This window comes from Planctobacterium sp. AWM4_229 (assembly GCF_056160305.1).
On sequence record NZ_JBSWWX010000006.1, the window covers coordinates 82,082 to 108,042 of the forward strand.

21 protein-coding genes are annotated in these 25,961 nt (G+C 44.8%); 8 read left to right on the forward strand and 13 right to left on the reverse strand.

Going from position 1 to position 25,961, the window contains the following annotated elements; genetic code table 11:
• The first annotated feature begins 5 nt into the window (after window positions 1-5).
• From ACXAGP_RS14320 to ACXAGP_RS14335, 4 genes are read left to right on the forward strand one after another with little or no spacing between them, the layout of a single operon-like run.
• On the forward strand, window positions 6-533 hold the full coding sequence (locus ACXAGP_RS14320) for a MotA/TolQ/ExbB proton channel family protein (RefSeq protein ID WP_475262227.1): 528 nt from the start codon (window positions 6-8) through the stop codon (window positions 531-533).
• Window positions 534-572: 39 nt separating this feature from the next.
• Window positions 573-980 carry an ExbD/TolR family protein gene (locus tag ACXAGP_RS14325; RefSeq protein WP_229528233.1) on the forward strand — a complete coding sequence of 136 codons (408 nt, stop codon included), beginning with the start codon at window positions 573-575 and terminating at the stop codon, window positions 978-980.
• A 2-nt stretch (window positions 981-982) separates the two neighbouring features.
• On the forward strand, window positions 983-1,591 hold the full coding sequence (locus ACXAGP_RS14330) for an energy transducer TonB (protein ID WP_475262229.1): 609 nt from the start codon (window positions 983-985) through the stop codon (window positions 1,589-1,591).
• A gap of 10 nt (window positions 1,592-1,601) precedes the next feature.
• Entirely contained in the window at window positions 1,602-2,924 is a 1,323-nt protein-coding gene (locus ACXAGP_RS14335; RefSeq protein ID WP_475262231.1) for a tetratricopeptide repeat protein, read from the forward strand.
• Window positions 2,925-2,984: 60 nt separating this feature from the next.
• On the opposite strand, the gene ACXAGP_RS14340 is transcribed toward ACXAGP_RS14335, so the two are convergent.
• On the reverse strand, window positions 2,985-3,410 hold the full coding sequence (locus ACXAGP_RS14340; RefSeq protein WP_475262233.1) for a hypothetical protein: 426 nt from the start codon (window positions 3,408-3,410) through the stop codon (window positions 2,985-2,987).
• Between the two features lie 97 nt (window positions 3,411-3,507).
• Here ACXAGP_RS14340 and ACXAGP_RS14345 point away from each other — a divergent pair, with 97 nt between their 5' ends.
• Together ACXAGP_RS14345 and ACXAGP_RS14350 are read left to right on the forward strand one after the other, a co-directional pair.
• Window positions 3,508-4,584 (forward strand): PQQ-dependent sugar dehydrogenase, encoded by a 1,077-nt coding sequence (locus tag ACXAGP_RS14345; RefSeq protein WP_475262234.1) that lies wholly within the window; start codon window positions 3,508-3,510, stop codon window positions 4,582-4,584.
• Between the two features lie 315 nt (window positions 4,585-4,899).
• A complete protein-coding gene (locus ACXAGP_RS14350) occupies window positions 4,900-5,715 on the forward strand; it encodes a hypothetical protein (protein WP_475262235.1) in 816 nt (271 codons plus the stop codon).
• Window positions 5,716-5,786: 71 nt separating this feature from the next.
• Here ACXAGP_RS14350 and ACXAGP_RS14355 read toward each other — a convergent pair whose 3' ends face one another.
• The 3 genes from ACXAGP_RS14355 to ACXAGP_RS14365 all read right to left on the reverse strand — a co-directional run bounded on the left by ACXAGP_RS14355 (window position 5,787) and on the right by ACXAGP_RS14365 (window position 10,916).
• On the reverse strand, window positions 5,787-6,188 hold the full coding sequence (locus tag ACXAGP_RS14355) for a group II truncated hemoglobin (RefSeq protein WP_475262236.1): 402 nt from the start codon (window positions 6,186-6,188) through the stop codon (window positions 5,787-5,789).
• A 139-nt stretch (window positions 6,189-6,327) separates the two neighbouring features.
• Entirely contained in the window at window positions 6,328-8,523 is a 2,196-nt protein-coding gene (locus ACXAGP_RS14360) for a multicopper oxidase family protein (RefSeq protein ID WP_475262238.1), read from the reverse strand.
• 41 nt (window positions 8,524-8,564) lie between these two features.
• A complete protein-coding gene (locus ACXAGP_RS14365; RefSeq protein WP_475262239.1) occupies window positions 8,565-10,916 on the reverse strand; it encodes a TonB-dependent receptor in 2,352 nt (783 codons plus the stop codon).
• Between the two features lie 358 nt (window positions 10,917-11,274).
• Between ACXAGP_RS14365 and ACXAGP_RS14370 the strand changes: the two genes are divergently transcribed.
• Entirely contained in the window at window positions 11,275-12,258 is a 984-nt protein-coding gene (locus ACXAGP_RS14370; RefSeq protein ID WP_475262241.1) for a transposase, read from the forward strand.
• A 259-nt stretch (window positions 12,259-12,517) separates the two neighbouring features.
• Window positions 12,518-13,390 carry a transposase gene (locus ACXAGP_RS14375; protein ID WP_475262243.1) on the forward strand — a complete coding sequence of 291 codons (873 nt, stop codon included), beginning with the start codon at window positions 12,518-12,520 and terminating at the stop codon, window positions 13,388-13,390.
• Between the two features lie 835 nt (window positions 13,391-14,225).
• On the opposite strand, the gene ACXAGP_RS14380 is transcribed toward ACXAGP_RS14375, so the two are convergent.
• The 9 genes from ACXAGP_RS14380 to ACXAGP_RS14420 all read right to left on the reverse strand — a co-directional run bounded on the left by ACXAGP_RS14380 (window position 14,226) and on the right by ACXAGP_RS14420 (window position 25,812).
• A complete protein-coding gene (locus tag ACXAGP_RS14380) occupies window positions 14,226-14,723 on the reverse strand; it encodes a DUF3806 domain-containing protein (RefSeq protein WP_475262245.1) in 498 nt (165 codons plus the stop codon).
• Window positions 14,724-14,844: 121 nt separating this feature from the next.
• Window positions 14,845-15,231, reverse strand: coding sequence for a hypothetical protein (locus ACXAGP_RS14385; RefSeq protein ID WP_475262246.1), 387 nt, complete (start codon window positions 15,229-15,231; stop codon window positions 14,845-14,847).
• Between the two features lie 395 nt (window positions 15,232-15,626).
• Entirely contained in the window at window positions 15,627-15,791 is a 165-nt protein-coding gene (locus ACXAGP_RS14390; RefSeq protein WP_475262248.1) for a hypothetical protein, read from the reverse strand.
• Between the two features lie 131 nt (window positions 15,792-15,922).
• Window positions 15,923-16,807 (reverse strand): hypothetical protein, encoded by an 885-nt coding sequence (locus tag ACXAGP_RS14395; RefSeq protein WP_475262250.1) that lies wholly within the window; start codon window positions 16,805-16,807, stop codon window positions 15,923-15,925.
• A gap of 12 nt (window positions 16,808-16,819) precedes the next feature.
• Window positions 16,820-20,500 carry a sensor histidine kinase gene (locus tag ACXAGP_RS14400; protein WP_475262252.1) on the reverse strand — a complete coding sequence of 1,227 codons (3,681 nt, stop codon included), beginning with the start codon at window positions 20,498-20,500 and terminating at the stop codon, window positions 16,820-16,822.
• A 55-nt stretch (window positions 20,501-20,555) separates the two neighbouring features.
• Window positions 20,556-21,263, reverse strand: coding sequence for a response regulator transcription factor (locus ACXAGP_RS14405; protein ID WP_475262254.1), 708 nt, complete (start codon window positions 21,261-21,263; stop codon window positions 20,556-20,558).
• A gap of 213 nt (window positions 21,264-21,476) precedes the next feature.
• Entirely contained in the window at window positions 21,477-23,006 is a 1,530-nt protein-coding gene (gene ppx / locus ACXAGP_RS14410) for an exopolyphosphatase (RefSeq protein WP_475262256.1), read from the reverse strand.
• A 56-nt stretch (window positions 23,007-23,062) separates the two neighbouring features.
• Window positions 23,063-25,171 (reverse strand): polyphosphate kinase 1, encoded by a 2,109-nt coding sequence (gene ppk1, locus ACXAGP_RS14415; protein ID WP_475262258.1) that lies wholly within the window; start codon window positions 25,169-25,171, stop codon window positions 23,063-23,065.
• A 128-nt stretch (window positions 25,172-25,299) separates the two neighbouring features.
• Complete coding sequence (locus tag ACXAGP_RS14420; protein ID WP_475262260.1) at window positions 25,300-25,812, reverse strand: glycine cleavage system transcriptional repressor; 513 nt, start codon at window positions 25,810-25,812, stop codon at window positions 25,300-25,302.
• Between the last annotated feature and the right edge of the window lie 149 nt (window positions 25,813-25,961).

Consider the following 25,961-nt stretch of genomic DNA (forward strand, 5'->3'; position numbering starts at 1 on the left):
TAGCTATGTTCATCGAGTTTTTTGAAGCTATTCGCGATTTCACGGAAACCGGTGGGGCCGTTGTGTTCTACATCGGTATCCTGATCTTCGTGATGTGGCTACTCATTTTAGAACGGGCGCTGTACTTCTTTATCTGGCACCAGAAAGCCAAAAATGAAGCCATTGCAAACTGGGGAGCGCGTAAAGATCGCAGCTCCTGGAATGCAGAACAGATACGACAAATGACGATTTCACGCCTGCACTTAGGCATGAATAGCAATGTTGCCATCATTCAGGCGCTCGTGGCCCTGTGTCCTTTATTAGGACTCATGGGTACGGTAACCGGAATGATTGAAGTATTTGACGTTATGGCAATATCTGGCTCGGGCAATGCCCGCTCTATGGCTTCTGGTGTTTCTAAAGCCACTATCCCCACGATGGCGGGTATGGTGGGTGCACTCTCTGGCGTATTTGCTGTGGCCTGGTTAACCAGAACGGTAAAAGCCGAGCGCACCCATGTAGAAGAAGCATTAGCAATGGACAGACACAATTAAAGCTTGCGCTCGGTGCTCAAGCTTTAAAGCGAGAAAATTATGAAACAGCATTTTCAAAATTTAGTAGAAGAAGAAGAAGCCACAATTGATATGACGCCTATGCTGGACGTTGTATTTATCATGCTTATCTTCTTCATTGTTACCGCGTCTTTTGTTAAAGAGGCCGGTATTGATGTAAACCGCCCTGAAGCCTCTACTGCAGCGGCCAAGCCTCGTGCCACGATTTTGGTTGCGATTTCCGATAAAGGTGAAATCTGGATCAATAAGCGCAAGGTGGACGTACGTGCCGTGCAAGCTAACATTGAGCGTTTGAAAGCCGAGAACCCACAAGGTTCTGTGGTTATTCAAGCGGACAAAGAAGCTAACGTTGATAAGTTAATCAAAGTAATGGATGCAGCACGTGCCGCTGGCGCTTATGACGTATCCATTGCCGCAGCAGAGCAGTAATTATGATTCGAGTATTGATTGCGTTAATTCTAAGTGCAGGTATCACCATGGTCCTGTTTTACGTAATGCAGTCGTTGATCGAAAGTGGTGGTAGTGCATTAACCGATGCACCCAAAGGCCGGGTACTGGACTTTGTCCGTGTACCAAGAGAAGAAGCGGTGGAGCAAAAAGAGCGCAAGCCTCGTAAGCCGCCTCCGCCAAAAGAGCCTCCACCACAGATGGATCAACCTCAGCTGGATTCAGCGACACCGAACAATGACGGCGGTGGTATGAACTTCTCGGAAGCCGTATCCGCTGATGTCGCCCTTGATGGCGGCTTGGCATTGGAGTCCGGTGATGGTGAATACTTACCTATCGTGAAAGTGGCACCGGTATATCCACGTCGTGCATTGCAGCGCGGTATTGAAGGCTACGTTATCGTAGAGTTCACTGTAACTAAGCAAGGCTCGGTAAGAGATCCCATTGTAGTGGAAGCCGAACCAGAAGGTATATTTGAGCGCGCAGCATTGGATGCGGCTATGAAGTTTAAATATAAGCCTCGCGTAGTGAACGGTGAGCCTGCGGAAGTATCGGGTATTCAAAACCGCATCTCATTCGAAATCGACGGTTAGGAGGCATAAGATGTTAAAATTACGTTTATCAGCCGTTGCTTGTGCCCTGTTCGGAGCTTTGGTTTATGTGGCTCCGGCCACCACTGACAAGTTGGCCGGCGGTGTTGTTCAAGCACAAGAGTCGAAACCGGAGCGCAAACTTAAGCGTGTGCCTGCTTTACGTGGCAGGGTATACGAGCAGTTGGCCCGAGCTCAAAAGCTGGGCGACGAAGGTGATGTCCCTGGCGCTATTGAGATATTGGATGAAGTTAAGGACAAATCTGACTCAATGAATAGCTATGAACGCGCCATGATGTATAACTTCTATGGATTCGTTTATTACAACGCCGAAGATTATGACAAAGCCTACGAATCCTTTAAGTTGGTTGTAGAGCAGCAACCTATTCCGGAAAGCTTTGAACAAGGGACGCTGTTCAGTCTGGCGCAGTTGAGTTTGATGCAAGAACAGTACGACGATGTGCTCACATACATTGAACGCTGGGAAGCTTTAAACAAAGGCAAAATTCCGGCTAAAAATTATGTACTGAAAGCTCAGGCTATGTATCAGAAGAAGAGCTACCAGGAAGCGGCGGGTTTTATTGAGCAAGCTATCGCCACCCAGGAAGAAAATCCTGATGATGGTATTGCCGATGAAAACTGGTACATCCTACAGCGTGCTATTCATTACGAGTTAAAGCAGCCTAAAAAGGTTACGGAAGTTCTGGTTAAGCTGGTTCGCTATTATGAAAAGCCTAAATACTGGTTACAGTTGGGTGCCATGTATGGCGAAATTGGTGAAGAGAAGAAGCAGCTTGCTGTGATGGAAGCGGCTTACCAGCAAGGTTATGTTGAGTCCGGTAGCGATATGTTTAACCTGGCGCAGCTCTACTATTATCATCAGGTACCTTATAAAGGCGCCAGAATAATGGAAGAGGCCATGGAAAATGGCAAGCTAGAGCGCAACCTTAAAAATCTGCGTTTCTTGTCTCAGTGTTATGCAGCTTCCCGTGATTCTGATAAAGCCATTCCGGTAATGCAGGCGGCGGCAGAGTTGTCAGAAGATGGTGAACTTAACGCCCAGTTGGCGCAGTTGTTCTTAAATTCTGAGCAGTTTGACCAGGCCATTGAAAATGCCCGTATCGCACTGGAGAAAGGCGAACTTCGCAGTCCGGGTACGGCACATTTGGTGATAGGTATGTCTTTGTTCAACAAACAGCAATTTGCTGAAGCATTGAATGCTCTGGCAGAAGCTGAGAAGTTCAAAGGAACATCTAAGATGGCGAAACAATGGCAGCGCTATGTTTCTTCAGAAAAAACCACGTTTGAGGCTTTGCAGGCGGAGTTGTCTTCTTAAGCTTAAACGTATGATTTTAGAAAAGCGCCTATGGCGCTTTTTTTGTTTCTGGTGTTTGTATTATTGCCCTTGGCGCAGTTTCATAAATACAAAACCACCGATAGCACCACTCAAGGCTTGCAGGAACAGGCCAAATGGGGTTCTTGCACCCGCAATTAAAGTGATATCTAAAATCGGGTGCATGGCCGCTAATGCGCAGGCAATGGCTAAAAAACCGGCCAATATATACAGGCTATCTGGTAGCTGCTTCATCTTGCTGGAGATAAGCCACTTAATAGAAAAAGCTAACAGCAGTGCTATCGCAATAACGACACCGTAACTGGGTAATAAACCTGCAAGGTCAGATAACGTCATCTGGATTCGATCAGCCAGCGTAATAGTCACATCGATATTGGTTAACTCAGCCAATACCATCTGGCTGTGAGCGACGCTCGCCAGAACAAAAGTGGTGATGCAAGCCGCCAGGAAATGGAGTGCTAATTTCATCTTGTGCCTCGAACAAAGCCTTTTGATTTATTAAAACACTGGTAAAGCAACCTGTCTTCCCTAAAATGAATATCAAATAAAAATGATTGGCCCCTTTATGCGAGTATTCACAGTATTTTTATTGCTCTTGTCCTTCGGTATTAACGCCGCGGAAACAAAATATGATGCAGAGGTTGTGGTTGAGGGGCTGGGTGCGCCCTGGGCGCTTACACAACTCCCGGAGGGCGGCTGGTTGCTCACCGAGCGCAGTGGTCAACTTATTTTTTTGAAAGATGGCAACAAATCAGTGGTGCAGGGGACGCCTTCAGTATTTTTTGCCGGTCAAGGCGGATTGTTGGATGTGGAATTGCATCCCGACTTTACTGAGAATCGAACCTTGTTTTTGTCTTATGCAAAAGGTGATGCAGGTAATAACGCGTTGACATTGCACAAAGCCACTCTCAATTTTGAAAACATGACCTTGGAAAATGCAGAGGACATTTTTAGCACTTCACCGGAAAAAGACACGCCTGTGCATTATGGTGGTCGAATTGCTCTAACCAATGACGCGCTGTTATTGGCATCGGGAGATGGTTTTGACTATCGCGAGTCTGCCCAAATAAAAAGCTCGATGTTAGGTAAAGTCTTGCGTATGGACTTAAATGGCGAGGCGAAAGCAGATAATCCGTTTGCGGCTGATGAGGCTGCGGCATTCGTTTGGACGTTGGGGCATCGTAATCCACAGGCGTTGTTGTTTGATGAACAATCTGGTGTGGTTTATAGCCATGAACATGGCCCGGCTGGTGGCGACGAGATAAATATCATAAAAAAAGGTTTTAATTATGGGTGGCCGGTGATCACTAATGGCAAAGATTATTCGGGGGCCAATATCAGTCCTTTTAAAGAATATCCGGGAATGCAGCAACCTTTATTGGATTGGACCCCATCTATTGCTCCGTCAGATATGCTGCTGTATCGCGGCAATAAGTTTCCAGAGCTAAACGGCCATTTACTGGTAACGACGTTGAAAACCCGAGAGTTGCGCGTTGTGAAACTAACAGAAGGAAAGGTGTCAAAGCAGGTGTCTTTGCTAACGCATCTGGACGAGCGCTTAAGAGGAATTGCTCAAGATCAGCAAGGCGATATTTATTTGCTCACGGATTCAGGGAAGTTGTTAATGTTAACGCAGCGTTAACAACTATGATGTTAAATGAATGCTTACGTAAAACATCAATAAAAACAAAGTGATAGTTAAATTTTGGGGCTTTTTCAAAAGCTGATAAAGGGCAAATGCGCTACTAAATTGTGCATTGTGGTGGTTATTTCTTCATAAAGTTCACAGTTGGGGATATTCCTTCCCATTTCGCATCATTTTCTTTCATGCCATACAGAAGATGATTCATCTTGCATTTTTTACACTGTCTTCATCGTAAAAACCTTCAGGCACTTTTGCAGTTCGACCTGGTACAGAATCAGCTCACCGTGATTCTTCATCGTAAAGGAAAGCACTATGAAAAAGACCATTACTTCAGCGGCATTAAAAATGGATGAACAAGCTGCAACAGGAAAGAGAACCCCATTGAGCACCCTGTCTAAAGTACTGGGTCATGATTTGGTGAATGAACTTGCGTGGAGCTGCCCTGAAGCAGAGCTGGTAAAATTGTTTAAGCGCAACATCTCCAAGAATCACCTGGAAGTCGGTGTAGAAGGTGGCTATTCACTGGTGAAGCGTTTGAAAGCCAATTCAGAGCTGAAGGTATCGTTTTTAGATACCGACAAAGATTCTTTGAAAGCAGCTCATAAAAACGCCAAGCACTTAAACCCGCATCTGTATTGTGCCAGTTTATTACAGTCTTGGAATTTTAAGAATCGCAAGTTCGATTCTATTAATCTGAATATGGTGATCCAGAGCTTGCAAGGTAGTTTCGAAAATCGCCTGTCAACACTGTTTCACAATGCTCGTATGTGCCTGGCGCCACGTGGTAAAGTGTTTGGTAGCACACTGTTAGGCAAAGGTGAAAACAGTAAAATCTCCAGTTTATTGATGTCGATGTACAACAAAAAAGGCGTGCTTAACAACAGATTGGATAACGTCCGTCAGTTGACCAATGTGCTGGAATACTATTTTACTGATGTAAAAGTAACTACGGTAGGCTGTGTTGCCTTATTTGAAGGGACAATGAAAGCGGGAAATCGAGAGGGCTATTCACAGTTAGTACCTTATGTGGCCCGTCGTGAACGCGCCGACATCCGAGAGTTGCCAGTGTACAAAATTGATGGTTCACGCCGTAAAGAAGTGAAAATGGAGCGCCGCTTCGCCTTTTGAAAGTAACATTGAATAATAGTGAAAACAGCGCCGGATGGCGCTGTTTTTGGTTTTGAACATGGGTTGTGAACTCAAGTGTTCTTCATGTGCCTTGCCAGTTGTGTGATTGGTTGGCGGATGGCTTCACGGGCATTGTCGTCTTCCACAACTTCGTTCAATGCTTTGTTCATGCAATACAACCATTGCTCCACCATGTTATCGGTGACCTCAATAGGCAAGTGTCTGGCCCGCAAGCGCGGATGACCATACTGAGCTTCATAAAGCGGAGGGCCGCCTAACCAGCCGCTTAAATACTCAAAAAACTTCTGCCGAATACTGTCCATAGGCTTTGGATGCAAGGCTAAGAGCTCAGTGGCAAACTCATCCGTCTCCATTATATCGTAAAAGGTATTGGCCAGCTTTCGTGTACCTTGCTCGCCACCAATAGCTTCGTATGCCGTTTTGGGCTTTTGCTTGAAAAGTTTGCTCAGCAAGCCTGATATTCCCTAAAAATCCAATAACAGCGCTATTATACGGATTGCCCCTCATGATTTGTACTGCTATTAAGTGAGATAACTCTGTTACTTGAGGGTAAATACAGCGCCAGGCGACGCTGTATTTGGGCCAGGTTTGCTATTCGATTCTACCGTGCTCGAGAATGGCTTTATGCAATTGTGGTACTTCCTTTTTGATGTCCTCCAAAGCGGGTTCAATTGAAACCACTTGCATCATGCCTTGGTCTTCGTGATTCAAAACATGGCAATGCTGCACAAACGCGCCGGTAAACATGGTATAGCGGGTTTTTATCGTAGCAATGTGGCCCTGACTGATACCTTTTACACCAGAGGTTGGCGTTGTGGCACTGAAAGTTTTTCCTGAAATATATTCATCCAGTTGGGTTTGACTGGTGATGTTGGAGAGGGTTTCAGTATTTCTGAACACGGGGGCTTTAAGGGTGTCTTTCCAAACCCAATTATTCGGATCCATCGCATCACCAAAAGGATAGTTAACGCCATAAGCGAATTTGCGCTGAACCTGGAAGGGATTAACGTGTATATGGAAAATGTGGTTCGCACTGTTTGACTCGCCACTGATTTGCCAGATGTTGGCAGAATTAAGGCCAAGGATACGAGCAAAGTCCACGGAAGGGTTAAAGTTGAAACAGGCCCAATTGCCATAAGCGTCTCTTCCATCACAAATCATATAAAAATTTTCTGCGTTTGCGCCGCAAGAAACTAAATTATTTGCATCATCTGTACAAGGAGTGCAACTGCCACCGTGTTCAGGGCATTGATATTGTGAGGAAACTTTGTAGTGGACTTGCTGAATCTTACCATTGTCCAGTTCTGATGCGCTAAGGGGTTTAAGTGGTGCTTCACCCGTGTATGGGTCGCCTTTTGTATAATCAGAATACGCCTTGGCAATCTCAGTGCGAGAAGGTAAAGCCTGATTATTATCAAGTGCAGAGCCAAGTTCTATTTGTACAAGTACGCGTCGGAAATTAGTGGCGTTTTGAACCGTGCCCGGATCACTGTCGGTTTTATTTCTGATTTGCACAGTGACTTTGTCTTTTTGACCCTGATCTATTAAAAACAGTTTATAGTCGGTATTAGTCAGGTCTTTATCGAGCTGTACTAATACGTCGGTGCGGTATCCTGGTGCCAATACTGCGTAGGGAATGCTTGGCATTTTTCCCGTTGGTAGCCCATCTAGTGCAATCTCGTACATATTGATGGTTTCAGCGTTGCTAAAATCGATATCACCATCGCTGCTGATATCTGCTACAGGCACTTTTACAAGTTGTGGGTTGATGCCATCAGTGATCCCAGCATGAATGAAGCGCCAGCGCTGAACTTGCCCGGGTTTGATGGTGACTTTAGGGTAAGCCTGGCCATTGACAAATACCGGGCGATTGAGGTTTTTGTAGCCTACCGCTCTGCCAGCTCCGGTGATATCCCCTTGTTGCAGGTTGTCATAGTTTTCAATTTTACCATCTTTACCATACGCCAATTGTTGGAATAGCATGATTTTGTCTGGTGCTTTGCGGATCACTTCTATGCTTTCTAAACCTTGTTTATCATCATTGACAATGAGCGCACCCGCCATGCCGCTGGCTACTTGTAAAGTCGTTGAACCGTGCAAATGCGCGTGATACCAAAATGTGCCTGACGGGTGTCCTTTGGGTAAATGAACTATTTGTTCATAAGGCTCTTTTCGAGGCTCCATTTCGCGAAAGATGTTGTCGCTCTTACCTGTTGGATCTACATGCCAACCGTGGGTGTGCAAATTGGTAACGTTGAAGTTGTGGGGCTTATTAAAATTCATCTCTACGGGTTTAGGGGGGACATAACCTAACGATGTGGACTCACCCCCATGCCCGGCACCATCGAGATCGTGAACATGCCCCATTTTAGCCATGGCTTGTTTTGTCGCGTGGTTCTCTTTTGGTAGTTTATTTGTGATATCTGCTCGATAAGTGCGGTCCGGGCGAATGATCATGGTAGGGCCGACAGGGCGACCATCATATTTTGGCCCAGCCCATTGCCGCAACTTTGTTTTACACCCGGCTAATGTGGGAGTTTTGTATTCCACTACCAGTTTGGCTCGGGTACGCTCTTCTTTGGAAGAAAAATCGTAACTGGGGGGATTCTGCAACTCTGAGGCGCTGGTCATTAAGGTATTGCGTTGACTGGCGCTAGTCATCACTGCACAGCCGTTTGATGCGGCCTTCGTCGTGTTTTCAGCTGCGGGTGTATTCCCTTGAATGACAAGTGAAATAAAAATAAAGGGTAAGGTAAATCGATTTCGGGAAATCCATGAATTGTTCATCAGTTTTTCCATTGGCGGTATGAGTAAAAAAATATTATAGATTATATTTTGATTTCTGCTCGAACTAGCACCTGTCTTGGGCTATCCAAAAGCCCTGAAACTGCTGCATTGCCATCCTGTCCCAGTTGGCCAGTGGTAAGTTTATTGGTTAAATTGTTGATGTGGAGTGATATTTTCCAAGGTGACTTGGCGTTTAGCAGGCTCAAGTTTAAGTGTAATTTATGAAAATCAGGCTGTTGTCGCAGCGTATCTGCATGTGGTGAGGTAAAGTATTCGTCAGAATAAAACCAATTCAGCGAACTGATGAGCTGATAATTAGCCGAGATGTGATAAGTGTGCTTGAGTGTTGTAGATAAACTAAATTCCGGAGCAAAAGGCATTCGCGCGCCACTCAAATCCTGAAAACAGCTTTGCTCCCGTTGCGCACCGAATAATGCAGCAACATCTGTATTGGAAACAACGCTTTGTAGTCTTGTGCAATCGGCCCCGGGATAACGGGTAAATTGCGCATCAAGCCAAGTGGCATTGCCAGAGAGCTGTAATGTAGCAGACAATTGCCATGCCAGCTCTAGCTCAATGCCTTTTGAACGTGCGGCTGCAATATTGCGGATCAAGGCTCCTGCGATAAATCCATCGTCACCCATGTTAGAATTTTGCTGCAAACTGCGATAGTCGGTATGAAACAATACGGCAGAAAGCGACATCCGGTTGTTTAACAGCTGCTGTCTGAATCCCAATTCATGACTCCTGGCATTTTCCTCGTCATATCGAAGTTCAGACGCATCCAGATTATTAAGGCGGAAATTGAAGCCACCACCTTTTGCAGCCTTTTGCCATTTATACCAAATGTATGAGTCTAATTTGGGTTGCCAACTGAGCCTGATTGAGGGCAGCAAAGTAGTAAATCGATGCTGCTGATCAGTAAATTCGTTCGTTACCCTGGCGCTAAACTGGCTGTAACGGGTTGGGTCGGCCTGCACGTCTTCTGTAAGGGTATCGAGAAAAATCTGACGCTCAGCCTGGCTCTGAAATTGAGCGCGATATTGGCGATTCAAACCATCAAAGTTTTTATGGGTGCGATTCCAACGTAATCCGGGCGAGAGAGAAAATTGCTCGTTTAACTGCCACTGCAATGCTGCGAATACAGCCAGGCGTCGCTCTTTTTGCCAGGCTTGGGCAAAACTGAGCTGTTGATTTTCTTGTCTTCGCGCATCTAAATCAGAGGTGGCGTAGTATATCTGGCTGTCGTGCCAATAAAGACCGGAAAACCAGTCTAATTGTGGACTAAATTTGCCGCGCAGGCGCAGTTCTTGAGAGTGCTGTTGTCCCTGATCTTCTGACCAATAAAGCCGTTTGAAATTGGCACCATGGCTCAAATCATTGCCAGCGAACCCGAACTCCGTGTCGTAGTATGCAGAAATTAGCTCGGCATCATAGTTGTCTCCATGCCAGAAGCTTTTTAATAGCACAAGGTTGTGGGTGAGTTCTGAGTCATTAAAGGGAGCACTCGGGGATGATTGGTCAAACTGGTTGTCTATAAACTGCTCTCGACAGGTGTAGGGGACTCGCAGCGGATTATCTTGTTGAGAGCCTGTTTCTTGCCAAAAGGCATTCAATTCTTGCTGATTGCTTAAGTTCAGCCCATAGAGGTTGTTGCAACCACCGGGTTGCCAGGCATAGGGGTTGTTATGCTCGTTATTCTGACTTTCCAATTTGAGACTAAATTGCAGCTTCTCTAAAGCTTTCCATGTAATTGATATTCTGGCAGCTTGCTGTTGGTTATTGCTGTCGGCAACCACGTTTCCATTGCTATCTATCATGTCCCAATAACCATCGCTTTTATTCAGGTGAAGGGCAGGGCGAATTGCCAGACTGTCATTGACACTGATGGTGCGGGCCAGGTCGAGTCCATAGGTTTGATTCTCGCCGACTGTTAACGCTAATTCGCCCTCGCTTTGAGATAAATTTGCTTGCTGACTGTGAAGCGAAATAACCCCGCCTGTTGTATTGAGTCCGAAGTAGAGACTCTGAGGTCCCTTGTATATTTCCATGTTTTTGGTATCAAACAAACTCGTTTTGATAATTCGGGAACGTCCGTGGTAAACATCATCAAGGTAAACTGCCACGGTTTGGTCCATGCCAGCGTTGCCTTGTGAGCCGATACCGCGCATAAACAACTTGGATGAACCAGAATTTGGCGCAGCAAAAACTGCAGGGAGGCGCTCACTGGCTTGCTCTATTGATGGGTTGCTCAATGAGGCAATTTCTTCTGCGTCTAGTAGCGTTACAGAAACCGGCACTTGTTTGAGTGGTTGTAAATGTCGCTGTGCTGAAACCTCAATTACCTCCAGCTGTTCATCTGCCTGAGCGGCGTTGCAATCGAGGAAAACCATTAGAAGGCCGGCGGAAAAAATAGATAACTTAAAAGGCAATCCTGATGTGAGCATTTTGGGCAAACCGATATCCTTGCAGTAATGCCAGTCTAGTTTAGGGGAAACATAATTCCAGTTGCAGCTTTTAAGGATACTTACCAAACTATTGAGACACCCACCATAAATGCAAACTATTGAGACACCCACCATAACTGTACTTCAGTACCAAACTATTGAGACACCCACCATAACTGTACTTCTATCAAGCTATGAGATACCAAGCTATGAGACACCCACCATAACTGTACTTCAGTACAGTTTCTATTTTGTTTCATTCGTGCAAAATGGGATTTGAATTGAGTGCTCAGGAGGAGTCGTTATGACAAAAGCCAGGAAGGCCCAAATTAGTCTAGAAGATACGCCCTACTACCACTGTGTTTCTCGCTGTGTGCGCAGAGCGTTTTTGTGTGGGGAAGACAAGCTTACCGGAGTAAGCTACGAACATCGTCGGCAGTGGGTACAGGACCGCATTCACTTATTATCACAAGTATTTGCCATTGATGTGTGTGCCTATGCCGTGATGAGTAACCACACTCATCTGGTATTACATATACATAAAGAGTTATCTGATAACTGGAATACGGAAGAAGTGATTCGCCGCTGGCATCAGTTGCATAAAGGAACCTTACTGAGCCAGCAATATCTAAATCCACAGCAGCGTCAACAGATGATTGAATCTCAGATTTTGACCGTTGAGGAAACAGCGAATATCTGGCGACAACGATTGACAGATATCAGCTGGTTCATGCGTTGTCTCAATGAATACATTGCCCGAGAGGCGAATAAAGAAGATAAATGCAGCGGTAGATTCTGGGAAGGCCGATTCAAATCTCAAGCATTGTTGGATGAGGCTGCATTAGCAGCCTGTATGGCTTATGTAGATTTAAATCCCATCAGAGCTAAAATGGCCAAAACACCGGAACAATCTGACCACACCAGTATCCAATATCGCATCAATGCCGCCAAAGCACGGAAATCGCCAAAATACCTGCTTTCTTTTGCCGGTAATATCAGAAAAAACATGCACCATGGTCTACCTTTTCAGCTAACTGACTATCTGGAACTGGTGGATTTCACTGGCAGAGCAATACTGCCAGACAAGCGAGGAGCAATTGAGCGTTCAACTCCAGTAATCCTTGAACGATTAAACCTGAAAATGGGGCAATGGCAGGAACTCACCACTCAATTCGAGAAGTGTTTTCATCATGCGGTAGGTGGAGCATCTTATCTGGAGGCTTACCGTCAAAGACACAAACTAAAACGGCTGAAAGATAAGCGCTCCTCAATTCGACTATTTGGCTGATCCAAGAATACGCTCGTGTAAACAGAGTATAATTGCTGCAGGGTAAGGTAGCCGTTTGGCTAAATCCAGTCGTTAACGTCTCTAGAAATTTAAATTCCTACTCACACGCTCGAATCCAGACCCGAAATACACACTTAAAGCACATCTCGCACGAGTTGTGGCAAGTCATAGTTAGACAGAAAGAAGTAAAAAACGAGTGAATATTAAGATGGGGGTCTTTTTTATTTTATTTTTGTGTGGGGAAGACAAGCTTACGGGCATGAGTTATGAACACCGTCGGCAGTGGGTGCAGGACCGTATTCACTTTTTATCACAAGTGTTTGCAATAGATGTGTGTGCTTATGCAGTAATGAGCAACCACACTCATCTGGTATTACGTATACACAAGGAGTTGTCTGACAGCTGGGATACACAAGAAGTGATTCGCCGCTGGCATCAGTTGCATAAAGGAACCTTACTGAGCCAGCAATATCTAAATCCACAGCAGCGTCAACAGATGATTGAATCTCAGATTTTGACCGTTGAGGAAACAGCGAATATCTGGCGACAACGATTGACAGATATCAGCTGGTTTATGCGTTGTCTCAATGAATACATTGCCCGAGAGGCGAATAAAGAAGATAAATGCAGCGGTAGATTCTGGGAAGGACGATTCAAATCTCAGGCACTATTGGATGAGGCAGCGCTGGCTGCTTGTATGGCCTATGTAGATTTAAATCCCATCAGAGCTAAAATGGCCAAAACACCGGAACAATCTGACCACACCAGTATCCAATATCGCATCAATGCCGCCAAAGCACGGAAATCGCCAAAATACCTGCTTTCTTTTGCCGGTAATATCAGAAAAAACATGCACCATGGTCTACCTTTTCAGCTAACTGACTATCTGGAACTGGTGGATTTCACTGGCAGAGCAATACTGCCAGACAAGCGAGGAGCAATTGAGCGTTCAACTCCAGTAATCCTTGAACGATTAAACCTGAAAATGGGGCAATGGCAGGAACTCACCACTCAATTCGAGAAGTGTTTTCATCATGCGGCAGGTGGAGCATCTTATCTGGAGGCTTACCGTCAAAGACACAAACTAAAACGGCTGAAAGATAAGCGCTCCTCAATTCGACTATTTGGCTGATCCAAGAATACGCTCTTGTAAACAGAGTATAATTGCTGCAGGGTAAGGTAGCCGTTTGGCTAAATCCAGTCGTTAACGTCTCTAGAAATTTAAATTCCTACTCACACGCTCGAATCCAGACCCGAAATACACACTTAAAGCACATCTCGCACGAGTTGTGGCAAGTCATAGTTAGACAGAAAGAAGTAAAAAACGAGTGAATATTAAGATGGGTGTCCTTGAAAATTTTGGTGCGGAAGTTACGGTGGGTGTCTAGTTAACTTGCTTAAAATTTATGATGGCTGTCCAGTTAACTTTTCTTTATTTAAAAAGTACTCAATATATCGCTTTGAAATAATTTGGACACCCAAGTAAATAAAAAGCACATCGACTACAAGGGAAAAACCCAAAGCACTCAACAAAATTTCAAATGACATAGTTGAATTTGTATTTATACCTTGAATGTATGACAAACTGAGCCATTCTATGACGATAGCCCAAAGAGCCATATATGCGATAAGTCGAAGCTTCTCCTTTTGGGAAAAGTGACGCTTAAATGATCTAGCGAAATGCCAACACACAGGAAAAAGTGCTAAGTAGATTATTAGTACAAGGCCGACTATTCCCAGCGTTTTATCGGGAGATAGGTAGTTCAATACTCCTCCCAACGTTAACCAAAAGGAGGGGAGTAAGATCGAATAGATGAACAGTCTTGGGTTTTGATTCACGTGCGACATTGAATAAATCCTTTTGTGTGCCTAACGCCAAGCTAAGCGGATTTTAGAGTTTGGCTAAAATTGGCGAGGTACGAGCCGAGCCAAGCTTTAAAATTCCTTGCTTGAGCGCCTTGTTATATTTATTCGCCAATGAGAGCTGAATAATAATTAGCTATATTAGCTTCTTCGCCGACAGTTATGCGCTTTTGCACGTTAGCTACTGGCCACATAATAGCTCTAGACGTACTTTTACTCCCGATAGCGTGGTATTTTTGACCTTGAATTGTAACCACACCCCAAACTTTGTCTTGGTGATTTTTCCGATACACTTCACCAATATAAAAGCCAAACATTTTAGCAAAACCGTCTTGGTCTTCAGGTGACATAGACTTAGCTTTAATGTAATTGCTAAGGCTCGCAAGAATCGGTTCAAGTTCCGCAACACTTTTATTAGACCAATCTAGAGTTAAGTTAAATTTGTCCTTTACGAAATCCAAACAGTCAAGTGAGTATGCTTCAGCTAGTTTATGTACATCTTCATTTGGGGAGAATGCAATATCCATACTTTCTTTATTACTCGCTAATGTGTTTGAAGTGACAAATAAACTACCTAAAAGTAGTAAGACTTTTTTAAACATAATTTTCCCGATAAATATAACAGTTAATTTAAAGGGCGATTACTTGCTGGCTATACTACCCGAAGAATGAGGGGGAGCCAGCGAGTAAGCGTCCATGTTTAAAATTTTTTGTTATATTCCATTAACCTACGCGATGTGTAAACCAGCAGCCTAAAACAACGAATACTGCAAAGTAGAATGATAGTACGGTTTCAACATAACGGGCATCAAAAACAAGACTGTAAAAAAGTACACAGACAGTTGATATTGCAAGCAAATTGAACAATGTAAACCTTTGTACTCTTTGAAGCAGAATGCTTATTGGCAACCCGAAAACTATCGTTACTGGATACGCTACCATAAGAGCAATAAAAGCTACGAATGGCACTAAATCAAAGTTAGTAGTATTTGCTTGCGGTTCGATTATTTTAAAAGCAAGAGCGTATATTATCGTTGCAGGAATGACTGCCAATGGCCCAAACAGACAAGCAAGTAAGTTTTTTCTGAAAGAGTCACTAAATGTACGCATGGAATATAACATTTTTATAGACGACAAATGTCCAATAAAAACGGGACATTTGTCGTTTTTTCACATCCTACCACTCTAAGCGCAATTTTTATCCCTGTAAATACAAGTCCTTGTAATCAACAAGACATCTTCGTTTGCGGAAAAGCGACAAATGTCGTCTATCAAGAGAGGTTTATCTGAAAAGCAAAAACTGTATAAAGATACAAGATTTATCATTGAGAAAAACAAGCTGGTTAAAGCATTGTTTGTGGATGATTAGAGACCGTTTTTGTAGTGATAACACTAAGTCAGATCGTGAACGCTACAACTTTTCGGGCTCATTATATAGTGGAAGAACTTCAGGCCTGAAACACTATGGGAAATGTTCATCTGGGACCAATGAATGGCCCTATAGTCTACTGCACCGGATGCTGTTTAAGAAACTCACGGGCAGCGTCGAGATCTTTAAATAGCGACAACAGGGCTCGTTCCGATTGTGCTTCCAGATTGGGCTCTCCTGAGTCTTCCAACATCCAAAACCAGAGTTTTACAGCGCGTGCGGGGATTTCAATTTGGGTCATAGCTTACTCCTTTGCTAAAATTGTTGGTAATTTAACCAAGCCTGCGTGAAGTAGCTTGCTTACTGTATGAACAAAAATGAATCGCGAGCAGTTAAGGTGAATGTTGAGCAACAGGGTAAATGGTTCTTGGACTATTCTTCCGAGGCTAAAAAGTGCTGGTAATAAATGCTTTCCATTTTTGCTCTATCGCTATCTGAACGATAGAGCATTTTTAGCAGGTTGAGGTAGCCTTGTTTTTGGCGTTCTTCGCGGATGACTTTATTTAGCTTTTTGATTAGCGCTTGCCCCCATGCGTTATTAGTACAAGCAATATAACCAAAGACATAGTCGAATCCATCTTCAATGGGCAGGGACATCACATCTTTACGGGTCTTGATGTTACGCAGATAATATTCTGCCAGATAGGGGTATTCCAGGGTGTAATCAATACCGCCGGTTTGTAGTAGCGGTAGAATTTGAGAGGCGATGAGTTCGTATTTATCCAGGTTTTTATTGATTGCCTTGTTTTTTATAAGCTCATCCAGCAGGCCATAAGAACGTTTATGCTCAATGCCACCCTTTAGTCTCTCTTCTTGTATGATATCTTTGAAAATTACGCTATCCGGGCTGCCAATGCGCTGCCAGGCATCTCTTGTAATAGCGAGAGCGATAGGCAAGTCGATATGCCAGGGAATGGAAAACGCAGCGAGTACCTCTCGTTCGGGGGTTTTCAGTATCATACTGGTACACACCGGCTCTTGTTTGAGTAGTGCTTGGGCAAAGCTGGCATAACTGTATTGCTTGTAAACATGTTGATATTGAGGCAACGCCGCCTCCAGAATTTCGTGCTGTAAGCCCGCTTGCCCACCAAACTTGCCGGGAGCCTCAATAACGAACCGCGGTGGGTAATGGGCTATTGCCCATGTGATACTGTCAGAGGCGAGTGCGTTCTGCCACGGCAATTGCAGTAGTAACACCAAGGCAAGCAAACATGACTTACGTGCTGTGATTGTGGAGCGATCTAAAATGCGGTGCATGAACTTAAGCACCTATTCAATAGGGATACGCAATTCGAACCTGGCTCCCTGCAGGAAGCTTTGTTCGAGTGGCCCGGCGGTAATCTGGCCGCTGTGAAAATCAGCAATGAGTCTTGCTACATATAGCCCCATACCAAAATTACCTTTTCGGGCATCAGCTTTTGATGAGGTAAACAGGTTGAACATGTCTTCCACTTTTTCTGGCAGCGGATCGCCCACATTCGTGACTGAGATCACGCAGTTGCTGTCAATCAATTCCACACTTACTTCAATATCAGAGTCTGGAGTGTGGTGTTCGATAGCATTGTTCACCAATTTGTCGAGGCATTGCACAATCAGTGCTTCATTGCCCCTGATAAAGATAAATGGAGTGATGTAGCCCACCACAGACGCCTGAGGATAAATAGCCTCATAATCTTCAAGTCGTTCAGAAATGACGTTACTGACATCAAATTCTGACGAAGAAGTTTGCATTATGGATGCTTCCAGTGAGGTGGTTTCACTCACAGCCTTCATAATACTGCGCATTTCTTTGTGACTCTTTTCGGCCCGGTCCACATACTTGTGTAGCTCACTGTCTTTAATTTTACGATTGAGCATGTTTAACGAAGTCTGGGCTCCAAGAATGGAGTTTTTCATTTCGTGGTTGAGATAGTGCGTGATGTTCTCAAGCCAGGTTATGCGTTTTTCGTGAGTGTTTTTTTGTTCCTGGTAAAAGCGGGCGTTTTTCAAAGCGACCGCAGTGTAGGCCGCGATGGTGCGCAAAAACTGCCGCTCATACTCGCCATAAGCGTTTTCAGTGCGGCTTCTGACAAAAATTACCCCTGTGGCAATACCGTTAATTTGCAAAGGCAAACAGGTGCAAGATTTATAGTCACCCAGCAATTTCAGGTTCATGCCATTTTCCAGTGCCTGCTTTTTGTCGCGCTGGTTATTGATCACAATCTCTTTGTTGTCTTTAAAAGCCTGAACGCAGATATCGGGCTGTTCAGACAGGCTGATGGAGTGACGGCTCAAAGACTCAAAGTTACTAATTACCAGGTCAAAATGGATTGCGTTTTTTTCCTCATTGATCAAACCCAACATAAAATCGTGCTCAGTGAGGATCGTTTTTAAGTGTTTCTGTAAGTTGTAAAAGATTTCCTGGAAATTTAATGAGCGGGTGATTTCCATGCCAATATCACCCAACAACGCCATATTACGAGTTCGCACATCCACTAATTTATTGAGTTTTTGTTCATTGCTGCGGATTTGGTTGATGCGAGTTTGATAGCCCAGCGTCAGGATAGCCAGGGCACCAAAAACAGCGGCGACTTGCACCCAAAGTCTGGACCAGAATGGCGGAATGATCTCCAATACCACTTTAGCGCTGTTGTGTTTTTGATAGTGGGTAGGGGAGTCGGTCACTTCAAAAACATAACTTCCCGGTAATAAATTGGTGTAGTTAGCAATGCGCGAGACATCACTGGCATACCACTTGTCATCAAACCCTTCTAAGCGGAAATACAACTCATGAGTTGCGGCGGGGCGATGGTCAATCTTGCCAAACTGGAATTTAATGTTGCGCTCGTCGCTTTGTAAAATCAGGTTGAGATAATTGTCGCCCGTGGAAGGATAAGGCTGTTTTTCCTGATTTATCCACAGATTTGAAATAATAATGTTTTCATTGTGGTCGGTTTGCCACGACTCTAATTCTTCAATGTAGTTAATGCCATTGGAACTGCCAAAACACATCATTTTCTCAGTACAGTTGAGTATCGAGCGCAGGTTCATCGAAGGGCTGTTGAGTCCATCTATGCGCCCGAAACTTCTGAAATCCAGTCCATCGGCGTTGATGCGAGTAATGCCCGTTCCCGTTGAAACCCAAAGGTTACCGGGCCAGTCGGTGGCAATGCCTCTGATCTCATCGTTAGCTAAACCATCACTGATAGTGAGCCGTTGTGTTTGACCCGTATTGGCGTCAATTTTTAATAAGCCTGAATAGGTTCCTACGTACACCAGATTGTTGCGCCCCGTATGCAAGCTGGTTGCAATGAGATTGGTGTCTGCGTCTTCAGGGGGCAACAATAAAGGCAGGCGTGTGAAAAACTCATCCTGGGGACGTTTGTATAAAACTTCACTGTTCCCGGTTACCATCCAAAGCTTGCCATCAGGTGATTCCGCCAGTTGGGCAATGTTGTTATCCGGCAGCTTGTAGGGTAGTGGAGCTTCAGTGTGATAGTGAATCGATTCACCTGTTGATGATACTTTTAATACCCCCTGATGGGCGGAATTCACCCAAAGACTATCGGCCTTGTCAACAAACAAGCGGATGTGATTCAGTTGGCTAATGTCTAGTTGCTCATTAAGCGAGCGCAATTCGCCACTTTGCATATCGTAGTTGTATAGCCGATTAACGGTGCCAATCCACAACTGGCTTTTGTCTTTGTTGAAGGTAACTGACAGGGTCAGGCCAGTGATATTATTTTCCAATACTGAGGGCAGGTGAAGTGTCGATTTGCTGTCCAGGTTAAAACGTAGAATGCCATCGTTGGTGCCTGCCCAAACATTGCCATCTGCGTCTTTGGCCATTTCCCAAATTTGTAACTTATTCTGCTCGTTATAGTGAGTATTTTTGATTTGCTGAATGGGTTTGGGGCGCAGATTGAGTTTATAAATACCTGAATAGCGGGTTGCCAGTAACAGCACCTCCCGGGGGGTAACAAAGATATCTCGAATGTCTTTTTGAGCCAGAAAACTGTATTGCTGGTCATCGAACATCAAAAACTTTTGCTGCGCTCGCGAATAGTAATAAATGCCTGAAAAGGTACCTATCCACAATCCGCTATCGTTATGCGCTACAATGCGATTAACCGAAATAATATCTCTTCCAGGCGGCATAACTTTTTCAATTTGCTTGGTAGTAAGGTTCATTTTGAAAAAGCCAAGATTGGTACCAAACCAGAGTTCATCGCCTGTTATAAGCAAGGTTCTGATGAGTTTGTCTGCAACGGATAGCTCATTGGCGTTGTAGTAATTACTAAACTCGCCAGTTTGCACATTGAACTGGTTTAAACCATTAGATGTGGCAATCCACAAGTTGCCATTGGCGTCTTCCGCCAGGCTCCAGATACGATTGTGATTTAATCCCGGTGCACCTTCATTAAACTGCCAGGACTGTATTTGTTTTGTTTCTGGTTGAATGCGAAACAGGCCATTGTCAAAGGTGCCTACCCAGATTGCATTGTCTCGGGACTGAAAAATGGTTTGAATGCGCTCGTTAGACAGGGAATCGCTCATCCACGACAAATCTTCCAATTTGGTGCGATTGCGATTGATGGCTTTTATTCCCTTTCCCCAGGTGCCTACCCATAGAATATCTTGGTTATCCAGAAAGATATTGCCGGGACTCATGGTGGATAATTCAGGTAGATCAGGGTGACTGAAGGTTTGGGCGGTGTAACCATTGAGCAAGCCCAGCCCCGATGGACTGCCGGCCCAGATAAAGCCAAGTCTGTCCTGCTTGAGTGAAAATATGGTATTGGAGGGAAGCCCCTGACCAATGGTGACCTGCTCCGCTTCAGAGAATAATAAGGGCTCGGATAGCGGGGTGGCGTTACCGTAAAAAGCCAACAGGCAAAGCCAAAGCGCGAAGCATTTGTTGCACGTTTTTTGCAGTCTTGCAGCGGGTGAGCCCTTGGTGAAATTCCACATTATCTGGACTGCAAGGCAACGAGCAACTGTCATCATTTGTGCCGGAAAAAGCCAGTTAGTGGCTTTTTTCCAACCATTGGTAGCCCACACCACGCACGGTGCGAATGTTATCAAAGTCGGCATCAACTTTTTTGAAACTGCTGCGGATAGACTTAACATGGGCAACGATGGTATTGGGTTCTACCACAATATTCGCCGCTTTCATTAATGCTGCATGAGAGCAGAGCTGTCCCGCGCCTTTTTGCAGTTCGTCCAGAATCCAAAACTGGGTCAGACTCAGATCCAATAACTCTCCTTGCCACCAGGCTTGATATGTATTGTGATCCAAGCTCAATTCTGTGGCATTGTTTTCCGATGATGCCGGAGCATCATTGCCTGAAGCATTTTGCAGTGCCTGAATTCGACGCATCAAGGTTTCGATACGCACGATGACGTAATCAATATCGGCATCTTTGGTAATGTAATCATCCGCGCCTAAGCGCAAGCCGGAAATCTTTTCGTAATCTTTGTCGTGGGAAGTCAGGAAAATGATGGGGACTGTATCGTTAAACTTGCGGATTTCCAGGCACAATTGCAGGCCTGCGTCGCGCTGATGGCCCAATCCGATATCCAGTAATAAAAGGTCCGGCATGGACTTTTTGAAGGATTCTAATGCGCTTTCTGCATCGCCAAAAGCAATTACCTGAAATCCAGCTTCCATGAAGCATTCAGCGTAATTTTCTCTAATGGCATCGTTATCTTCTACATAACCTATTGTTTTCAAGCACATTTCTCCGGTAATAAAGCGACTTCACAATCGAATCGTTGCGCATTCCTTTGGCACAGGGAAAGTCCATCCTTGCAAATAATCCATCTATCCCCGAAGTTTCGTGGTTTATCGGCGTAAATTCAAACTCAACGGAAGTAAGAATTATGATGAATTATGAAGTCAAAAATCCAACATTGGAGTCAAAAAACTAACGGTCAAAATGCACTTTCAGGCAAACGCCAGGGTAATTCCCAAGGATTCCTGACGTCCGGCCTCAACCCCGAGATCGGCTTCTATTAGGGGTTTGTTTTCTAACCAGCCATCTGCGAATGTCAATTTTAGTTTATTGTCGTCTATTTTGGCGTTAATTTCGGGCAACAAGTTGTCTTGCCGCTTAATGTTGAGCAAGACACCAATGCGCAATAGACTGATCAGCGCGTAGACGTGTTCACACTGAAACTGCTCAAACTGAGGGATTTCAGCGACGTTAAATTTTTTACGGTGACAAGCCACAAGCGTTGCCAGCAGACTTTGCTGCTCCTGGTTGAAACCAGGCAGGTCAGCATGGGTCAGAATATAGGCTGAATGGTGCTGCACACGACGGGAGTTTATTTGCAGGCCGACTTCATGCAGCAGCGCCGCCCAGCCCAGAATACTTTGCAGCTCAGGCTCCTTTAGTTGCCAATCTTCGGCGACTTGTTGCAACAGCGAAGAGGTTGTTTGCAGAACCCGGCGGGCCTGATTGATATCCACGTCATAGCGGGTGGCGATGCTTTCAGCGGTGCGTTGACGAATGTCGTGATGCATCAACCGATCTTCCATTTCGTACAATACACCCTCGCGTAAGGCGGCACTGGAGTATTCCATTTCGGTAATATCCAGGCTTTCAAACACGGCCATCAATACCGCCAATCCTGCAGCGAACACCGGCAGACGATCTTCAGTGATAGCACTGAAGCTAAGTTTGCTGACCTTACCCGCTTCACAGCACTGCTTAATCAGCTGCTTAAGATTATCCTTGGTGATTCTGCCGGGCTCAGACCGTCCCTCCAGTTCGGCACAGACATTGGCCAGGGTTTTAATGGTACCGGAGGTGCCAATACAGACATCCCAACCCATGGCCCGGTATTTGTCGCTGATCAGCTCTAATTCTTGATGCGCTGCAGTAATGGCTTTTTGGAAGGCTTTTTCTTTTAATTCTTCATCAGCAAAGAAACGTTGGGTGAAGTTGACACAGCCCATACTCAAAGAGCGCATCAATAGCGGATCAAAGCCTTCCCCAACAATAAACTCCGTGGAGCCACCGCCAATATCCACCACCAGGCGGTTTCCGGTTGATGCATTGGTATGAGCTACCCCTTGATAAATCAGACGTGCTTCTTCTACGCCAGAAATGACTTCTACGGGATAGGGCAGTATCTTTTTCGCGGCGCTAATGAATTCGCCACTATTGATGGCTTTGCGCAATGTATAGGTGGCTACGATTCTGACTTTTTCTGGTTTGAAGCCCAGCATACTTTCTTTGCATTCTTCAAGGGCGGCCATGCCTCTTTCAATCGCTTCTTTACTGAGCATACCGTCATCGTCTAGCCCGTCTGCGAGACGCACTTTTTGCTTCACTCGATGTAAAATCTGTACGCTACCAGCCATGATACGGGCCACCACCAGATGAAAGCTATTGGAGCCAATATCTAATGCTGCGACGGGGGTTACTTCTCGGCTGTCCACCCCGGAAAGGGCGTCTTCAAGGTCTGTCATATCAATTCCGCGGATAAAAGACGGAGAGCGGCAGGCTCCCCGGTACTACAAATGCTCTATGGCTTTTCTGGTATTTCGTCGTCGGAGGTATCAACAACATCTTCAAGGCCGGTAAGGTATTTATAAGTTTCCACCTGAGAGCGTATTTTCTTTCGATTTCCTCGCGCAACATAGGTGTTTTTCTGCTCTGCGTCAATCACCCTGGCTTTGGTGGTATCTTTGAATTGGATTTCCATGATATCGATAATGCGCTGCTTTAATTTACGGTCATAAATTGGACAGCCCACCTCAATGCGATTGTCCATGTTGCGCGCCATCCAGTCGGCTGAGGAGATGTATACTTTGGGATCGCCCTCGTTTTCAAATACAACCAGTCTTGGATGCTCCAGAAAACGGTCGACAATGGAGATAATGGTTATGTTGTCGCTGACCCCCTTGATACCGGGAACCAGTGAACACATGCCGCGGATTATGGCTCTGATTTTTACTCCGGCCTGACTGGCTCGGTATAAGTCATCTATCAGCTCGGCATCCACGAGATTGTTTACTTTTAAATCGATTCGGGCTTTTTTGCCTTGGGTAGCGTTGGCGATTTCAGAACGTATCAGCTTTTGCAGATTAGTACGGTTGTTAATGGGCGACACTTGCAAGTGATTAAACTTGAATGAACGGTAAGGGTATTGGATTAAGTCAAATACACTCACAGCTTCAGTGGCAATTTCCTGATTGCGGGTAAACAAACTGAAATCGGTGTAGATCTTTGCGGTTTTTTCATTGAAGTTGCCGGTCCCAATATGAGCATAATGAATCAACTCACCTTTTTCTTCACGGGTTACCACACAAAGTTTGGAGTGAATTTTCAAAGTGGGGATGCCCAGCAGTACGCGAATTCCGGCGTCAGTCATGCGTTTTGACCATTCGATGTTGGCCTCTTCGTCGAATCGCGCTTTGAGCTCCATCACCACCGTCACGTTTTTACCGTTATCCACTGCGTCTATTAAAGAGCTGATAATCCGCGACTTACTCGCGAGGCGGTATAAGTTCATGCGAATGTGTTTTACATTGGGATCGAACGCTGCCTGGCGCACAAACTCAGACAGATGCAAAAATCGATGGTAGGGATAATAAAGCAGCACATCGTTGCTGGTAACGGCTTCAAATACGGTATCGTATCGAGAGAAATCTTGAGTGTGTATAGCGGGCAATTCCGGATTTTCCAGGTACTCTCTACCTACATTGGGAAAGCCAATAAAATCTCTGAAATTGCGATAGGCACCGCTGGCGATGACACTGTCCAGTGAAGACATGCCCAGTTTTTTCTTAATGAATTCCAGCATGTCTTCCGGCATGTTCTCATCGTAAGTAAAACGCACGGGCTCAGCGATGAGTCGCTGTTTCATGCCTTCTGACATCTTTTCCATGTAACTTTCATCAATCTCATCGTTGATTTCGTATTCTGAATCCCGCGTCATTTTGAAAGAGAACGCCTGCAGTGAGTCAAACTTAACAAACCCTTTGAAAATGCGCTCCAGGTTCAGTTTGATGATGTCATCCAGCAAGATTATGTGTTTTTTCTTTTTGCTTTTTTCCGGTGGCACTAAGACAAAGCGCGATATATCTTGGGTGGGCACTTCAATGATGGCGTAGCGATTTGCTTTGTCATTGCACTGAATTTGTACCACCAGGTAGTTACCTGAATCATTTAAACGCTCAACCAGATTGACTTTGCGGTGTACCAGAATCGGGGCGATGTGTCGTAAAACCTTGTTCTTGAAAAAACCTTCCAGCCAATTCTTTTGAAATTCGGACACTTCCGTATTGTCAATGATATGAATATTGTAGCGGGCCAGGGTACGCTCTACGTCTTTAAACACTTTGTCGAAATCTTTGGTCAAACCCAAAATTTTCTTGTGCATCTTTTCCAACAGCGTCTTAATTTCCTGTTCTTTTTGCTCGTCCTTGTTGTTGCTGTAGATAGTCAACTGACGTCTGACTTCAGCCACTCTTACCCTGAAAAACTCATCCATATTGTTAGAGTAAATTCCGAGGAATCGAATGCGCTCTACAATGGGATTGGTTTTATCTGCCGCTTCTTGCAATACGCGTTCATTAAAGGACAGCCAGCTTAGTTCTTTGGGGTAATAGAGATTGATTTCTTGCGACATGTGTTTTGTTTCTGAACGGAAATTAATGGTTACGAATGATCTTGCGCGATGGTGACGATTTTATGACAAATCGCTACATTGCAGCTGATAATCGAGGTGTACCTATCTTACCAGCAATGCAGCAACGATTATAATTTTATGTCTACCATCAGGTCATCAGATAAATCTTCCAGCGCACTTTGTAACTCCTGGGTGTCAAGATCCAACGGCAAATCCACCTCGGCGGTGGCTTTAAACATTAGATTTCCCCAGTTAGGGGCACTTTCACATACGGAATCAAATTGCATGATATTCAGGTTAAAGGTGTTAAGAACATGGGTTAGTTCTTTAACAATACCCTGACGGTCGTTGGCCTCTATATCGATGGTGGCTTTGCGCATTTCTGCATGCTGGCCACTGACCCCTTCGCTCAGTGTGATTTTAAGATCCGGATGATTCTCCAGAGATTCCAGTAAAGCCGCTTCGTTTTCTTCCGGGATTTGGATTTCGGCAAAGCCCGCAAAATGACCTGCCATATGGGCAAAACTGCTTGCCAGCCAGTTGCCTTTAGCATTTGAGATGGCTTTGGCAATAGAGTCTATCAAACCCGGTTTGTCGTTACCGACTAAGGTGATCACTATCGATTTCATATAATTACTCAACTTGTCCTTATTTATTACTTACTATACGACACCGATTGTTAACAGCAAGTACTAGCTGACATAATCATGTCTTGTGTCAAATTGTCATCAAAAATTTAGTAAAGTATGTTACCTTTCAAAAGTTTGTCAGCTTGAAGCGGACAAACTGT